The organism is Afipia sp. 1NLS2 (assembly GCF_000178995.1).
GTDB lineage: Bacteria > Pseudomonadota > Alphaproteobacteria > Rhizobiales > Xanthobacteraceae > Afipia.
In genome coordinates this window covers 187,960-202,222 of record NZ_ADVZ01000003.1, presented here as the reverse complement: position 1 = coordinate 202,222, position 14,263 = coordinate 187,960, and the positions used below count along the sequence as shown (strand labels likewise).

The window sequence follows — 14,263 nt, the reverse complement described above, 5'->3', positions numbered from 1 at the left end:
CTACGGTCCGATTCGCGCTCTTGCAACGTCGTGTTGACGCTATGCACCGTTAAGCGCGGCAATCGTGTGGCATTCGTCTTTCGAACACCTCCTCCGCGCGTTGATTTCCCGTTTGATTCTTGGACTCACGGGTGCGTCGGTGCTATCCACCGGCCGCGGTCATACGACTGCAATATCCCGCCTTTTTGGAAACATTTTTCAGGTCCCGATCCATGACGTTTCAAGCGAAGACCCCGCGTGTCGATCCGTCCCGCATGGCCAACGCGATCCGCGCTCTCGCGATGGACGCCGTGGAGAAAGCAAACTCGGGTCATCCCGGCCTGCCGATGGGCGCCGCCGACATCGCCACCGTGCTTTTCACACAGTTCCTGAAGTTCGATGCGCGCGATCCGAAATGGGCTGACCGTGACCGCTTCGTGCTCTCGGCCGGTCACGGCTCGATGCTGCTTTATGCGTTGCTGTATCTCACCGGCAACGAGGCGATGACGATCGATCAGATCAAGAATTTCCGTCAGCTCGGCTCGCTGACGCCGGGACATCCGGAGAACTTCATCACCCCCGGCATCGAGATGACCACCGGTCCGCTCGGTCAGGGTATTTCAACAGCCGTCGGCATGGCGCTCGCGGAGCGTCACCTCGCGGCCGAGTTCGGCGGCGACATCGTCGATCACACCACCTACGTGCTCGCCTCCGATGGCGACCTGATGGAAGGCATCAGCCAGGAAGCCATCGCGCTTGCAGGCCATCTCAAGCTCAACAAGATGATCGTGCTGTTCGACGACAACGGCATCTCGATCGACGGCGCGATCTCGCTGTCGGATTCGGTCGATCAGGTGAAGCGTTTTGAAGCCGCGGGCTGGGCCGCTGAGCGCATCGACGGTCATAATCACGACGCTATCGTGGATGCGATCGCGCGCGCGCAGAAGTCTGATCGCCCGACGCTGATCGCCTGCAAGACTACTATCGCTTTCGGCGCGCCGACCAAGGCGGGCACCTCGAAGTCGCACGGCTCGCCGCTCGGCGCCGAAGAAATCGCGGGCGCGCGCAAGCAACTGAACTGGGATGCACCGCCGTTTGAAATCCCCGCCGACATTCTCGAGGCCTGGCGCGCCGCCGGTTCGCGCGGCGCAGCCGTTCACGCCGAATGGGCGAAGAAGCTCGCCTCCAAGGATGCTGGACAGCGCGCGGAATTCGAGCGCCGCATGAAGGGCGATCTGCCCGCGAAGGCGCTCAAGGATGCCGTCGCCAAGATGAAGGCGGCGCTGGCGGAGGCTCCGAAGGACATCGCCACGCGCACCGCGTCGGAACGCGCGCTGGAAGTGCTGATCCCGGCGGTGCCGGAAATGGTCGGCGGCTCGGCGGATCTCACCGGCTCCAACAACACCCGCATCAAGGACATGGTCGCGATCTCCGCCAACAATTACGGTGGACGTTACGTGAACTATGGCATTCGCGAACACGGCATGGCGGCAGCGATGAATGGCATGGCGCTGCACGGCGGCATCATTCCGTATTCCGGTACGTTCCTGGTGTTCTCCGACTACCTGCGTCCGTCGCTGCGGCTCGCCGCGCTGATGGGCGAGTGCGTCATCCATGTGCTGACCCACGATTCCATCGGATTGGGCGAGGACGGACCGACGCACCAACCGGTCGAACATGTCGCAGCATTGCGCGCGATCCCGAACCTCAACGTGTTCCGGCCGTGCGACACCGTTGAGACGCTGGAGTGCTGGCAGCTTGCGCTGGAGGCGAAAGACCGCCCGAGCGTGCTCGCACTGACGCGCCAGAACCTGCCGCAGCTCCGCCGCAGCAATGACGCCGACAACAAATGCGCCGCCGGCGCCTACGAAATCTCCAAGGCCGATGGCGAAGCGAAGGTCTCGATCTTCGCCTCGGGCTCGGAAGTCTCGCTGGCGGTGGAAGCGCAGAAGCTGCTCGCCGCGCGTGGCATCGCCGCGCGGGTGGTGTCGGTGCCATGCATGGACCTGTTCCTGGAGGCTCCGGAAGCCGTGCGCGCAGCGCTGATCGGCAATGCACCGGTGAAGGTCGGCGTGGAAGCCGCGATTCGACAGGGCTGGGACGCCATCATCGGCTCGGACGGAATCTTCGTCGGCATGAGCGGATTCGGCGCCAGCGCCCCATATAAGACGCTGTACAGCCATTTCGGCATCACGGCGGAGGCAGTCGCCACCGCTGCCGAAGCCCGGCTCAAGCGGTAACCCTGCATGGATATTGCCGCTTCGGATAATTGCATCAGGGCGTCATTCGGGGCAAAACCGCCCCGAAAAACGTCAATTCAGGCTTTAAGGAGAATGGAATGACCATCCGCGTCGCGATCAATGGATTTGGCCGCATCGGCCGCAACGTGCTGCGTGCGATACATGAGTCCAAGCGCACCGACATCCAGGTGGTTGCGATCAACGATCTGGCCCCGGTCGAGACCAACGCCCATTTGCTCCGCTACGACTCGGTGCATGGCCGTTTCCCCGGCGAAGTGAAGGTCGACGGTGACACCATCGATATCGGCTACGGCAAGATCAAGGTCACCGCGATCCGCGATCCCGCGACGCTGCCGTGGAAGGAGCTCAACATCGACATCGCGATGGAGTGCACCGGCATCTTCACCGCGCGCGACAAGGCGGCCGCACACCTCACCGCTGGTGCCAAGCGCGTGCTGGTCTCCGCTCCCGCCGACGGCGCCGACGCCACCATCGTTTTCGGCGTCAACCATGACACGCTGACAAAGGATCACGTCGTCGTCTCGAACGGCTCCTGCACGACCAACTGCCTCGCGCCGGTCGCCAAGGTGCTGAATGACACCGTCGGCATCGAGACCGGCTTCATGACCACGGTCCACGCCTACACCGGCGACCAGCCGACGCTCGATACCGTGCACAAGGATCTCTATCGCGCCCGCGCCGCCGGCCTGTCGATGATCCCAACCTCGACCGGCGCGGCCAAGGCCATCGGCCTGGTGCTGCCCGAACTCAAGGGCAAGCTCGATGGCGTCTCGATTCGCGTGCCGACACCGAACGTCTCCGTGATCGATCTCAAGATCGTCGCCAAGCGCGAGACCACCAAGGATGAGGTCAACGACGCGATCCGCCGCGCCTCGCAACAGCAGCTCAAGAACATTCTTGGCGTCACCGATCATCCCAACGTGTCGATCGACTTCAACGGCGACCAGCACTCCTCGATCTTCGCCACCGACCAGACCAAGGTGCAGGGCGGCAAGCTGGTGCGCGTGATGTCGTGGTACGACAACGAGTGGGGCTTCTCCAACCGCATGGCCGATACCGCTGTCGCGATGGGCAAGCTGATCTGACCTAAATTTTCCGGGCGACGCGATCCATGTAACGGCGCGCCGCCCGGAACCGCTTCACGAGGACGGCGGTTCAAGCTTCCGTCGTCCGCGCGTCGGTGACGCATATTCACGCGCCGATGGCGATGCATCGGGTTCGGGGACAAGGAGACCCATGACTAGCCTCTTTCGCACCCTCGACGACGTCGACGTGCACAACAAGCGCGTCCTCTTGCGTGTCGATCTCAACGTCCCGATGGACAATGGCCGCGTCTCCGACGCCACGCGACTCGAGCGCGTCACCAAGACCATTACGGAGATCGCCGAAAAGGGCGGCAAGGTTATCCTGCTCTCGCACTTCGGCCGGCCCAAAGGCGTGGTCAATCCGAAGGAATCGCTGAAGCCCGTCGCGATCACGCTCGCCTACATGCTGCGGCGGCACGTCGAGTTCGTCGACGACTGCATCGGCAAGAAGGCGGAGGATGCCGTGTCCTGGATGAAGCCCGGCGACATCATTTGCCTCGAGAACACTCGCTTCCATAAAGGCGAGGAAAAGAACGATCCTGCTTTTGTCGCCGAACTCGCCAAGCTCGGCGATATCTGGATCAACGACGCCTTCTCCTGCGCGCACCGCGCCCACGCCTCGACCGAAGGCCTCGGCCATGTGCTGCCCGCCTATGCCGGGCGCTCGATGCAGGCCGAACTCGACGCGCTGACCAAGGCGCTGGAAGCGCCGACCCATCCGGTCGCTGCCGTAATCGGCGGCGCGAAAGTCTCGACCAAGCTCGATCTTCTCGAAAACCTCGTCACCAAGGTCGATGCGCTGGTGATCGGCGGCGGCATGGCCAACACCTTCCTGCATGCGCAGGGCGTGAATGTCGGCAAGTCGCTCTGCGAAAAGGAACTGGCGCCGACCGCGTTGCGGATTCTGGAAAAAGCCGAAGCCGCCAAGTGCGCCGTGATCCTGCCGGTAGACGCAGTGATCGCCCGTGAGTTCGTTGCTCATGCGCCGTCGCAGGCCTGCGGCCTCGACGCCATCCCGGCCGACGCAATGATCCTCGATGTCGGCCCGAAGTCCGTGGATCGTGTGCGCGCCGCCTTCGACGACGCCAAGACGGTGGTGTGGAACGGTCCGCTCGGCGCGTTTGAGCTGTCGCCGTTCGACCGCGGCACCGTGCAGGCCGCGCGCCATGCCGCCGGCCTCACCCGCGAGGGCAAGCTGATCTCGGTGGCGGGCGGCGGCGATACTGTCGCAGCCCTCAACCATGCCGGTGTCGCGCCCGACTTTACTTATGTCTCGACCGCAGGCGGTGCCTTCCTTGAATGGATGGAAGGCAAGCCGCTGCCCGGCGTCGAGGTGCTGCGGGCCAAATGACAATCCCGCGCCGTTTGGGTAGATTGGCCCGAATGGGGCGGAACCGGCCACCCGTCCACGAATTACAACAACCGAAACCCCATCCCTTAGATCAGTCGCTTGCAGGAGAGCTCGATGAATCTCGCTGACCTCAACAAGGTAGCCAATGCCATGGTCGCGCCCGGGCGCGGCATTCTGGCTGCCGACGAATCCTCCGGCACCATCAAGAAGCGTTTCGACCCGATCGGCGTGGAGTCGACCGAAGACAGCCGCCGCGACTATCGCGAACTGCTGTTTCGCTCGAAGAAGGCGATGACCGAAAATATCTCCGGCGTTATCCTCTACGACGAAACCTTCTGGCAGAAGGCGAAGGACGGCACGCCGCTGGTCAAGCTGATCGAACAGGCGGGCTCCATTCCCGGCATCAAGGTCGATGAAGGCACACAAGCCCTGCCCGGCTGCCCCGGCGAACTCATCACCGTCGGCCTCGACAAGCTCGCCGAGCGCCTGAAGAAATATTACGAGCACGGTGCGCGCTTCGCGAAATGGCGCGGCGTGATCGACATTGGCAAGGGTATCCCGAGCTACACCGCCGTGCGCACCAACGCTCATGCGCTCGCGCGCTATGCAGCCCTTTGCCAGGCGGCGCAGATCGTTCCGATCGTCGAGCCGGAAGTGTTGATGGACGGCGATCACGACATCGACCGCTGCTACGAAGTCACTGAGTTCGTGCTCAAGGAAGTCTTCCAGGAGCTTTACTACCAGAAGGTCGCGCTGGAAGGCATGATCCTGAAGCCGAACATGGCGATCTCCGGCAAGAAGGCAGCCAAGCGCGCCTCGGTGCAGGAAGTCGCAGAAAAGACCATTCGCATGCTGAAGAACACCACGCCGTCGGCGGTGCCGGGCATCGCGTTCCTGTCGGGCGGCCAGTCCGACGAGGAGGCGACCGCGCATCTCGACGCCATGAACCGGATCGGCGGCCTGCCGTGGAAGCTCACCTTCTCCTACGGCCGCGCGCTGCAGGCCGCGCCGCAGAAGGCATGGTCGGGCAAGTCCGAGAACGTGCCGGCAGCGCAAGCTGCATTCGAGCATCGCGCCCGCATGAACGGCCTCGCCAGCAAGGGCGAATGGAAGGCCGATCTTGAAGGCAAAAAGGCGGCGTAAAGCAGCCTCGACACCTAAAATTCGAACTGCTCGAAATGTGAAAATGCGCCGCATCCGCGGCGCATTTTTGCTTCAAGGCTTGTGGCCTTCCTGATCGTCGGTTACCGATTTTCCCATGGCCCCTAAATCCTCCTCATCTGCCCGGCCCGCGCCCCGCCTCTATCTGGCCACGCCCGCGCTCGACGACACGGCGGCGTTCGCCGCATCGTTGCCGCCGCTGCTTGCTGAATTCGACATCGCGGCGCTGTTGCTCCGCCTAGCGGACGCCGACGAGCGCACATTGACCTCGCGCATCAAGACCCTCGTGGTCCCTGTGCAGAAGGCCGGTACGGCGCTTCTGGTCGAGCATCATCACAATCTCGTCGCGCGCGCGGGCGCAGACGGCGCCCACGTCGACGGCTTGCAGGGGATGGAGGACGCATCCTCGCTCAAGCCGCAGCGCATTCTCGGCGTCGGGCAGTTGCACACCCGTCATGACGCCATGCTCGCGGGCGAAAACGGCGCGGACTATCTGCTGTTCGGCGAGCCCGACAGCCATGGCGAGCGTCCATCTCCAGATGCGATCTTCGAACGGCTGCAATGGTGGGCCGAATTGTTCGAGCCGCCCTGCGTCGGCTATGCCGCGACGCTGGAGGAAGCAGCGCTGTTCGCCGGCTCCGGTGCCGACTTCATCATGGTCGCCGATTTCGTCTGGAGCGATGCGCGCGGACCGAAGGCCGCCTTGGCCGAGGCGCAGGCCGTGATCGCCGAGCGTTTCAATCAGGCATTCGGCGCAACACAGGCGTCGCACACATGATCCGCGCGTCTCGTCTCACGGTTCTGTTGACGGCTACGACGTTCTGCCTTGCGAGCGGCAACAGCTTCGCACAGATGGCGCTGCCTTCCGCGCAGCCCGCACCCGTACAGCCGCCGAAGGCTGCGCCCAGACCCAAGGCTCCACCAAAGGCTTCGCCGAAAACCACGCCCAAAGTGGCACCGAAGACCGCCCCGAAGGCGTCCGCACAACCCGCCGCCGCCAATACCGTCACCCTGCCGCCGGAATCCGACGATCCGAACGTCGATCTCGCCTACGGCGCGTTTCAGGAAGGCCGTTACAAGACCGCGCTGGCGCTTGCCATCCGGCGCGCGACCGAGAAGGGCGATCCGAAGTCGATGACGCTGATCGGCGAAATCTATTCCAACGGCTTCGGCGTCAAGCGCGACGAGCCGCTCGCCGCAAGCTGGTACAAGAAGGCCGCCGACCGCGGCGACCGCGAGGCGATCTTCGCGCTCGGCATGATGTATATCTCCGGGCGCAGCGGCACCGTCGACCGCAACGAAGGCGCGAAACTGCTCGCCGCAGCCGCCAAGCTCGGCAAGCCGGAAGCCGCTTACAATCTCGGCCTGCTCTATCTCGAAGGTCAGGTGTTTCCGCAAGACATCAAGCGCGCGGCCGAGCTGTTTCGTCAGGCCGCCGATAAGGGCAACCCGGAGGCGCAATACGCGCTCGCCACGTTTTACAAGGAAGGCCGTGGCGTCGAGAAGAATCCGGTCGAGGCCGCGAAGCTTTTGGGCGCCGCCGCGCTCGCCGACAACCTCGATGCCGAGGTCGAATATGCCATCGCGCTGTTCAATGGCACCGGTGTCAACCGCGACGAGCGCACCGCCGTCGCGCTGCTCAACCGCGCCGCGCGGCAAGGCAGCCCGATCGCGCAGAACCGGCTGGCCCACGTCCTGATCGAGGGCAAAGCCGCGCCACAGAACAAGGTCGAAGGTTTCAAATGGCACCTGATCGCCAAGACCGCCGGTGCCAGCGATCCCGACCTCGATGCCCAGATGGCGCAACTCCCGGCGGAAGACCGCGCCAAGGCCGAAGCGGCCGCCAAAAAATGGTTCGGCATCAAATAAGCCCGGTGTGCCGGGCACCCCTGACGCCACTGCACTTGACCTGATGGGCCTTTGACGCCAATACCCTCGCCTGAACGCTGGATTATTCCGCCTTTTCCCTCACCCAAGATCGCGCACCATGATTCATTCCGCCCTCATCAACGTCATGGTCAAGGCCGCGCGCCGCGCCGGCCGCAGCCTCAAGCGCGACCTGGGTGAAATCGAAAATCTTCAGGTGTCGCTGAAGGGACCCGCCAATTTCGTCTCGGCGGCCGACCGCCGCGCCGAGCAGATGCTCTACGACGACCTCATCAAGGCGCGCCCCGGCTATGGCTTCCTCGGCGAGGAAGGCGGCACCCGCGAGGGCACCGACAAGAGCAACACATGGATCGTCGACCCGCTCGACGGCACCACGAACTTCCTGCACGGCATTCCGCAATTCGCGATCTCGATCGCCTTGCAGCGCGAGGGCACGATCATCGCCGGCGTGATCTACAATCCCGGCAATGAAGAACTCTATATCGCCGAGCGCGGCAAGGGCGCCTTCCTCAACGACACGCGGCTGCGCGTCGCCGCCCGCAAGAAACTCGAGGATTGCGTGATCGCCTGCGGCCTGCCGCACATCGGGCGTGGCGATCATGAACTGTCGCGCCGCGAGATGGCGGAGTTGCAGCCGCGTGTCGCGGGCCTGCGCCGCTTCGGCGCGGCATCCCTCGACATGGCGTTTGTCGCTGCCGGCCGCCTCGACGGCTACTGGGAGCGCAACTTGCAGCCGTGGGACATTGCGGCAGGCCTTATCATCGTGCGCGAGGCAGGCGGCACCGTCAGCGGCATCGAGGGCGGTGACACCGCGCTCGAAACCGGCAACGTCGTGTGCGGCAACGAGATCATCCAGCGCGAGCTGGTAAAAATCCTCAAGCCGCTGGGCTGATAGCGCTGCACAAACCGCGGCGGCGAGAGCCGTACCGACTTAAGTTCCACACAACATCTTTCGGTGCGGGTTTCCTCGACCCGTCATGCCATAGTAGGCTGGCGTCTCAACGAGGAGCGATAGTCCCGCATGGCGAAGCACCCTCCTGTTACTGCTGACGACATCGTCGTCACGAAACTGTCGTCACCGCGGATCTTCCTGGTCCGGATGCTGGTGTTTCTGGTGCTGTGCGCACTCGTCTGTGTCATCCTCTACAAGCAGATCTGGACCGCCTTCCTCGCCAACCCCGGCCTCAACGCGCTGATCGGCGGTGTGCTGCTGATCGGAACGCTGCTGTCGTTCCGGCAGGTGCTCCGGCTCTATCCGGAAGTCGCATGGGTCAATCACTTCCGCGTCTCCGATCCCGGCCTCGCGCTCGACCGGCGGCCGGTGCTGCTCGCGCCGATGGCCGCGATCCTCTCCAACCGCTCGGGACGGATGAGCATCACCCAGCAGACCATGCGGCATATGCTGGATTCCATCGCCACGCGCCTTGATGAATCGCGCGACATCTCGCGCTACATGACCGGCCTTCTGGTTTTTCTCGGCCTGCTTGGTACCTTCTGGGGCCTGATCGAGACCGTCGGCTCCGTCGGCCATGTGATCGACGGGCTGAAAGTCGGCGGCGAAGCGGGCGCGATGTTCGATACGCTGAAGGAAGGCCTCGCCGCGCCGCTCGGCGGCATGGGCATCTCATTCTCATCCTCGCTATTCGGCCTTGCGGGATCGCTGATCCTCGGCTTCCTCGATCTGCAATCGAGCCAAGCGCAGAATCGCTTCTATACCGATCTTGAAGACTGGCTCGCGGGCACCGTGCGCGAATATGCAGGTGACGCCGCGCTCACCGGCACCGCGGCCGACATGGCCCCTGCAATTGAGCGGCTCCGCGAGGCAGTCGAAAACATGGGCTCCAACCGCGCCGGTACCACCGCCATGGCGAATCTCGCCGAAGCGATCCAGGGGCTCGTCAACCATATGCGCGAGGAACAGGGCCTGATCCGCGAATGGGCGGATTCGCAAGGCGAGCAGAACGCCGAGATCAAGAAACTGCTGGAACGCATCGCGCGCGCCCCCGGCACACTCGAGCGGGAATCCTGACGTCATGGCGTTGGGTCGCTCACGCCACAACGGCGGCACCGGCCTCAATTACTGGCCGGGATTCGTCGACGCGCTCTCCACGCTGGTGCTCGCCATCGTGTTCCTGCTGTCGGTGTTTCTGGTGGTGCAGTTCTATCTGTCGCAGGAAGTCTCCGGCAAGGACAAGGCGCTGGAGCGGCTGAACGCGCAGATCGCGCAGCTCACCAATCTCCTGTCGCTGGAAAAAGTGACGAGCGGCAACCTCAACGACCAGATCGCGCAACTGCGCGCGAGCCTCGCGACCACCGAGGCCGAGCGCGACCGGGCAAAAGGGCAGATTGAAAGCCTCAGCGGCGGCGCGGGCGGCGGCGACCTCAACAAGCAACTCGCCACCGAGAAACAGATTTCCGAGCGGGCGCTGGCGCAGGTCGAGGTACTGAACCAGCAGATCAGTGCACTGCGCCGCCAGTTGGCCGCGCTGGAAGATGCGCTGAATGCCTCCGAGCAGAAGGGCAAGGAATCGCAGGAGAAGATCGCCGACCTCGGCCAGCGCCTCAACGTCGCGCTGGCGCAGCGGGTGCAGGAATTGTCGCGCTATCGCTCCGAATTCTTCGGGCGTCTGCGCACGATCCTCGGCGACCGTCCAGACATCCGCATCGTCGGCGACCGCTTTGTATTCCAGTCCGAAGTGTTCTTCGACTCCGGCAGCGCGGCGCTGCTGCCGGAAGGCCGCAACGAACTCGACCAGCTTGCCACCGCACTGGGCGATCTTGAGAAGAAAATCCCGGCGGAAATTCCGTGGGTGCTGCGCGTCGACGGCCACACCGACGTGCGGCCGATCAACAGCCCGCAATTCAAATCAAACTGGGACCTGTCGGCGGCGCGCGCGATCTCGGTGGTGCAATATCTGATCTCGCGCGGAGTGTCGCCGCAGCGGCTGGTGGCCGCAGGCTTCGGTGAATTCCAGCCGCTCGATACCGGCACCACGGAAGAAGCCTACAAGCGTAACCGCCGCATCGAACTCAAGCTCACCGAGAAATGAGGCTGCGCCCCTACAGCGCAGCCGACGAAGACGCGCTGATCGCGCTGTGGCAGCGCACCTGGCAATACGCCTACCCCTCGATCGATTTCGGCGAGCGCGTCAGGGCATGGCGCGAGCGCTGGCGCACGGAATTGGTCCCGGCCACCCGCATCACGGTCGCGGAGAGCGACGCAGGCGCGATCGGCTTCGTCACGCTTGATGGTTCCGGCTATCTCGACCAGCTTGTCGTCGCTCCGGAGGCATGGGGCTCAGGCGCAGCCGACGATCTGGTGAATGAAGCCAAGCAGCAATCATCCGGGACGATCACCCTCTTGGTGAACGCGGACAATGCTCGCGCCATCCGCTTCTACGAGCGTCACGGCTTCCGCCATACGCATGACGACGTGAACCCGACATCGGGCCGCGCGGTGCACGGGATGCAATGGGAGCGGCCAAAAACCGCGCGCTAGCCGCCTTCGAACTGCAATCGCGCCAGCCGCGCATAGAGCCCGTTCGCGGCGACAAGCGAGGCATGGGTGCCCTGCTCCACGATGCGGCCGTGCTCCATCACCAGAATGCGGTCGCACGACAGCACCGTGGCGAGACGATGCGCGATCACCAGCGTGGTGCGGTGCTGCATCAATTCTTCCAGCGCGGTCTGCACCAGCGTCTCGCTTTCGGCGTCGAGCGCCGATGTTGCCTCATCGAGCAGCAGCAGCGGTGCATCGCGCAGGATCGCGCGCGCGATCGCGATACGCTGGCGCTGGCCGCCCGACAGCGTGACGCCACGCTCGCCGAGTTGGGTCTCGAAGCCGTCCGGCAGGCGGCGCAGGAATTCCGTGGCGTGCGCCTGCTCGGCGGCGCGTTCGACGTCGGCATCGGAGGCATCGGGGCGGCCGAAACGGATATTCTCCCGCGCGGTCGCGGCGAAGATCGCCGAATCCTGCGGCACCAGCGCGATGCGCGAGCGCAGGTGCTCCGGCGTCACCTCGTCGATCGGCACGCCGTCGAAGGTGATCGAGCCATTTCGCGGATCGTAGAAGCGCAGCAACAAATGGAACAGCGTGCTCTTGCCCGCGCCCGAGGGGCCGACCACCGCGATCTTTTCGCCCGCATTCACCGCGAACGACACGTCATCCACCACGAAGGCATCAGGCCGCGTGGGATAGGCGAAGCGCACGCGATCGAACACGATGTCGCCGCGCGCGGGTTCGGGCAGATGCTTCGGGTTGGCGGGCGCGGTGATGTCGGATTTCACGTTGAGGATTTCGAACAGCCGCTCGGCCGCACCTGACGCCTGCGCGATCTCGCCCCAGACTTGGCTCAACTCGCCGAGCGCGCCGGCGGCGAACGCCGCATACAGCACGAACTGCCCAAGCCGGCCTGCGGTGATCTGCCCGGTGACGATGTCGTGCGAGCCGACCCACAGGATCGCCACCACGCTGGAGAAGATCAGAAAGATCACGACGGCGGTGAGCCACGCGCGTGCGCGCGTCGAGGCCCGCGCGGCCTCGTAGGCGCGCTCGACTTCGCCGCCGAACCGTGCCTGCGCCAGCAACTCGTTCGTGAACGCCTGCAAGGTGCGGATCGCACCAATCAACTCGGAAGCATAGGATGACGCTTCCGCAAGTGTGTCCTGCGCGCCGCGCGACAGTTTGCGCACCCGGCGCCCGAAGGCGACCAGCGGCAGCACGATCAGCGGGATCGCGGCGAGCACGAAGCCGGATAGCTTGGGACTCGACACCACCATCATCGCTGCGGCACCGACGAACAACACGAGATTGCGCAACGCGATGGATACGGACGCACCGACCGCCGACTTGATCTGGGTGGTGTCGGCGGTCAGCCGCGAGACAAGCTCGCCGCTATGGGCCGTGTCGAAGAAAGATGGCGACAGCCGCGTGAGATGCTTGAACACATCGCTGCGCAGATCGGCGACGATGCGTTCGCCGATGGTGATGACGAAATAATAGCGCATCGCACTGGAGGCCGCGAGCACGGCGACGACGCCGATCATCACGCTGAAGTAGTTGTTGATCATCGCCACGCTTTCGGGACTGAACCCGAAATCGATCATGCGGCGAACGGCGAGAGGAACAGCCAGTGTAGCCAGCGAGGCGATGATCAGCGCCACCAGCGCCCCGATGGCGCGGCCACGATAGCGTCCGACATAGGGCGCAAGCGCGAGCAAGGGCCGCAGGCCGGGGCGGCGAGTCTTGGTCTCCGGCGGCGCGGCCGTCGGCTCAGCTGCCTTCACTTCGGCCGAAGCCGGCACGACCTGCCCCTCCGCCGGGATGCGTTCCACCACGTTCATCGCGCCAACACCGCTGTCTTTCTTCAGGCTTCCCAATAGGCTGCAGATACCGCGCTGGCAAATGCGGCGCTCTGCGATGGGTCAAGCTGCTTGTCTGGAGCCGCCCCGTGGGGTATAGACCCGCCAAATTCGCCCCACAAATTACCGATCAGCAAGGCGCGAGCCGCCGAAGGATTTGCCATGAAAGCCGAAATTCATCCGGATTATCATACGATTAAGGTCGTTATGACCGATGGAACCGAGTACCTGACGCGCTCGACCTACGGCAAGGAAGGCGACACGCTGAACCTCGACATCGATTCCAAGTCGCATCCGGCCTGGACCGGCGGCACTCAGCAGATCCTCGACCGTGGCGGCCGCGTCTCCCGGTTCCAGAAGAAGTTCTCGGGCTTCCTCAAGAAGGACTAAAGTCCTCCTTTTGACGGCTGTCCAAATCAAAACGCCCCGCGCCGATGCCGGGGCGTTTTTTCGTTTGAGTGATTGGAAAGCTCTCAGCCTTCGAACGCGGCCCGCAGCCTGTCGAGTTGCGGCATCAGCGGATTGCCCGGCGCGCCGGCGTCCGTCTTCTCGGCATGCATGGTGGCATCGAGGCGGCGCACCTTCGCCTGCAATTCCATCGAGCGCGTGATCAGCGCCTGCAATTGTGACGGCAGCTTCTCGATCAGATCGGTTGCGCCCGGTTCTGCTGCGGTCAGCTTCACCTTGGTCTTTTCGCGATTGGCCTGGTTCAGCGTCATCTCGCCTTCGCGCACCGCGCGATGCAGCAAGAGCCACGAGGCCAACTGCATCAGCCGCGTGGTGAGACGCATGCTCTCGGTCGCGTAGGTCAGGCCGACGGCGCGCTCGAGCGATTTCGCTTCCGTGCGGCCTTCGCCGTCCAGATACGCGGCCGTTTCCTCGACGAGATTCATGCCGTCGCGGAATAGATCCTGAAACGCGGCCGAATTGGTGAAATGCTCGCTCAGCAGGATGAGACCATCCTGCGCCTGATCCGACATGGTTAACGCCTTGAACTTGTACGCCTGTTACGCGGCCGGTTTCTTATGATGAACAAATCATTGCCTCCCGGCGGCTCTGGAGTCCAGCCGTCCAACCGATCAAATCGGGATATGGTTTCCGTGACATCTGCGTGAAGCAAACAAATCCATGACGCAAAAAAAGAGCCGCCGGAAACCGGCGGCTTTTGAAAGTTGATA

Annotated in this window: 13 protein-coding genes; 11 read left to right on the top strand and 2 right to left on the bottom strand. The window is 63.9% G+C overall.

Going from position 1 to position 14,263, the window contains the following annotated elements:
- The first annotated feature begins 212 nt into the window (after positions 1–212).
- From tkt to AFIDRAFT_RS12365, 10 genes are all read left to right on the top strand, one after another.
- Entirely contained in the window at positions 213–2,219 is a 2,007-nt protein-coding gene (gene tkt / locus AFIDRAFT_RS12410; RefSeq protein ID WP_009339821.1) for a transketolase, read from the top strand.
- A 98-nt stretch (positions 2,220–2,317) separates the two neighbouring features.
- On the top strand, positions 2,318–3,325 hold the full coding sequence (gap, locus tag AFIDRAFT_RS12405) for a type I glyceraldehyde-3-phosphate dehydrogenase (protein WP_009339820.1): 1,008 nt from the start codon (positions 2,318–2,320) through the stop codon (positions 3,323–3,325).
- 151 nt (positions 3,326–3,476) lie between these two features.
- Positions 3,477–4,676 carry a phosphoglycerate kinase gene (locus tag AFIDRAFT_RS12400; protein ID WP_009339819.1) on the top strand — a complete coding sequence of 400 codons (1,200 nt, stop codon included), beginning with the start codon at positions 3,477–3,479 and terminating at the stop codon, positions 4,674–4,676.
- A gap of 114 nt (positions 4,677–4,790) precedes the next feature.
- Positions 4,791–5,819, top strand: a complete 1,029-nt coding sequence (locus AFIDRAFT_RS12395; RefSeq protein ID WP_009339818.1) for a class I fructose-bisphosphate aldolase — start codon at positions 4,791–4,793, stop codon at positions 5,817–5,819.
- A gap of 115 nt (positions 5,820–5,934) precedes the next feature.
- The gene (locus AFIDRAFT_RS12390; RefSeq protein ID WP_009339817.1) at positions 5,935–6,615 is read left to right on the top strand and encodes a thiamine phosphate synthase; all 681 of its coding nucleotides are present in this window, start codon (positions 5,935–5,937) and stop codon (positions 6,613–6,615) included.
- Entirely contained in the window at positions 6,612–7,706 is a 1,095-nt protein-coding gene (locus AFIDRAFT_RS12385) for an SEL1-like repeat protein (protein ID WP_009339816.1), read from the top strand. The genes AFIDRAFT_RS12390 and AFIDRAFT_RS12385 overlap by 4 nt, the downstream gene beginning before the upstream one ends.
- Positions 7,707–7,824: 118 nt before the next feature.
- Complete coding sequence (locus AFIDRAFT_RS12380; RefSeq protein ID WP_009339815.1) at positions 7,825–8,616, top strand: inositol monophosphatase family protein; 792 nt, start codon at positions 7,825–7,827, stop codon at positions 8,614–8,616.
- Between the two features lie 129 nt (positions 8,617–8,745).
- Positions 8,746–9,753 (top strand): MotA/TolQ/ExbB proton channel family protein, encoded by a 1,008-nt coding sequence (locus AFIDRAFT_RS12375; RefSeq protein WP_009339814.1) that lies wholly within the window; start codon positions 8,746–8,748, stop codon positions 9,751–9,753.
- A gap of 4 nt (positions 9,754–9,757) precedes the next feature.
- The gene (locus tag AFIDRAFT_RS12370; RefSeq protein ID WP_009339813.1) at positions 9,758–10,774 is read left to right on the top strand and encodes a peptidoglycan -binding protein; all 1,017 of its coding nucleotides are present in this window, start codon (positions 9,758–9,760) and stop codon (positions 10,772–10,774) included.
- Entirely contained in the window at positions 10,771–11,223 is a 453-nt protein-coding gene (locus AFIDRAFT_RS12365; protein ID WP_009339812.1) for a GNAT family N-acetyltransferase, read from the top strand. Before AFIDRAFT_RS12370 ends, AFIDRAFT_RS12365 begins: the two co-directional genes overlap by 4 nt.
- Here the strand turns inward: AFIDRAFT_RS12365 and AFIDRAFT_RS12360 are convergent.
- Positions 11,220–13,067: an ABC transporter ATP-binding protein/permease gene (locus tag AFIDRAFT_RS12360; protein WP_009339811.1), complete on the bottom strand. Its 1,848-nt coding sequence runs from the start codon at positions 13,065–13,067 to the stop codon at positions 11,220–11,222. The two genes, AFIDRAFT_RS12365 and AFIDRAFT_RS12360, sit on opposite strands and share 4 nt — an antisense overlap.
- Positions 13,068–13,247: 180 nt before the next feature.
- On the opposite strand from AFIDRAFT_RS12360, the gene rpmE reads away from it, so the two are divergent.
- On the top strand, positions 13,248–13,475 hold the full coding sequence (rpmE, locus tag AFIDRAFT_RS12355; protein WP_002717151.1) for a 50S ribosomal protein L31: 228 nt from the start codon (positions 13,248–13,250) through the stop codon (positions 13,473–13,475).
- 83 nt (positions 13,476–13,558) lie between these two features.
- On the opposite strand, the gene rcdA is transcribed toward rpmE, so the two are convergent.
- Complete coding sequence (rcdA, locus tag AFIDRAFT_RS12350) at positions 13,559–14,065, bottom strand: protease adaptor protein RcdA (RefSeq protein WP_009339810.1); 507 nt, start codon at positions 14,063–14,065, stop codon at positions 13,559–13,561.
- Between the last annotated feature and the right edge of the window lie 198 nt (positions 14,066–14,263).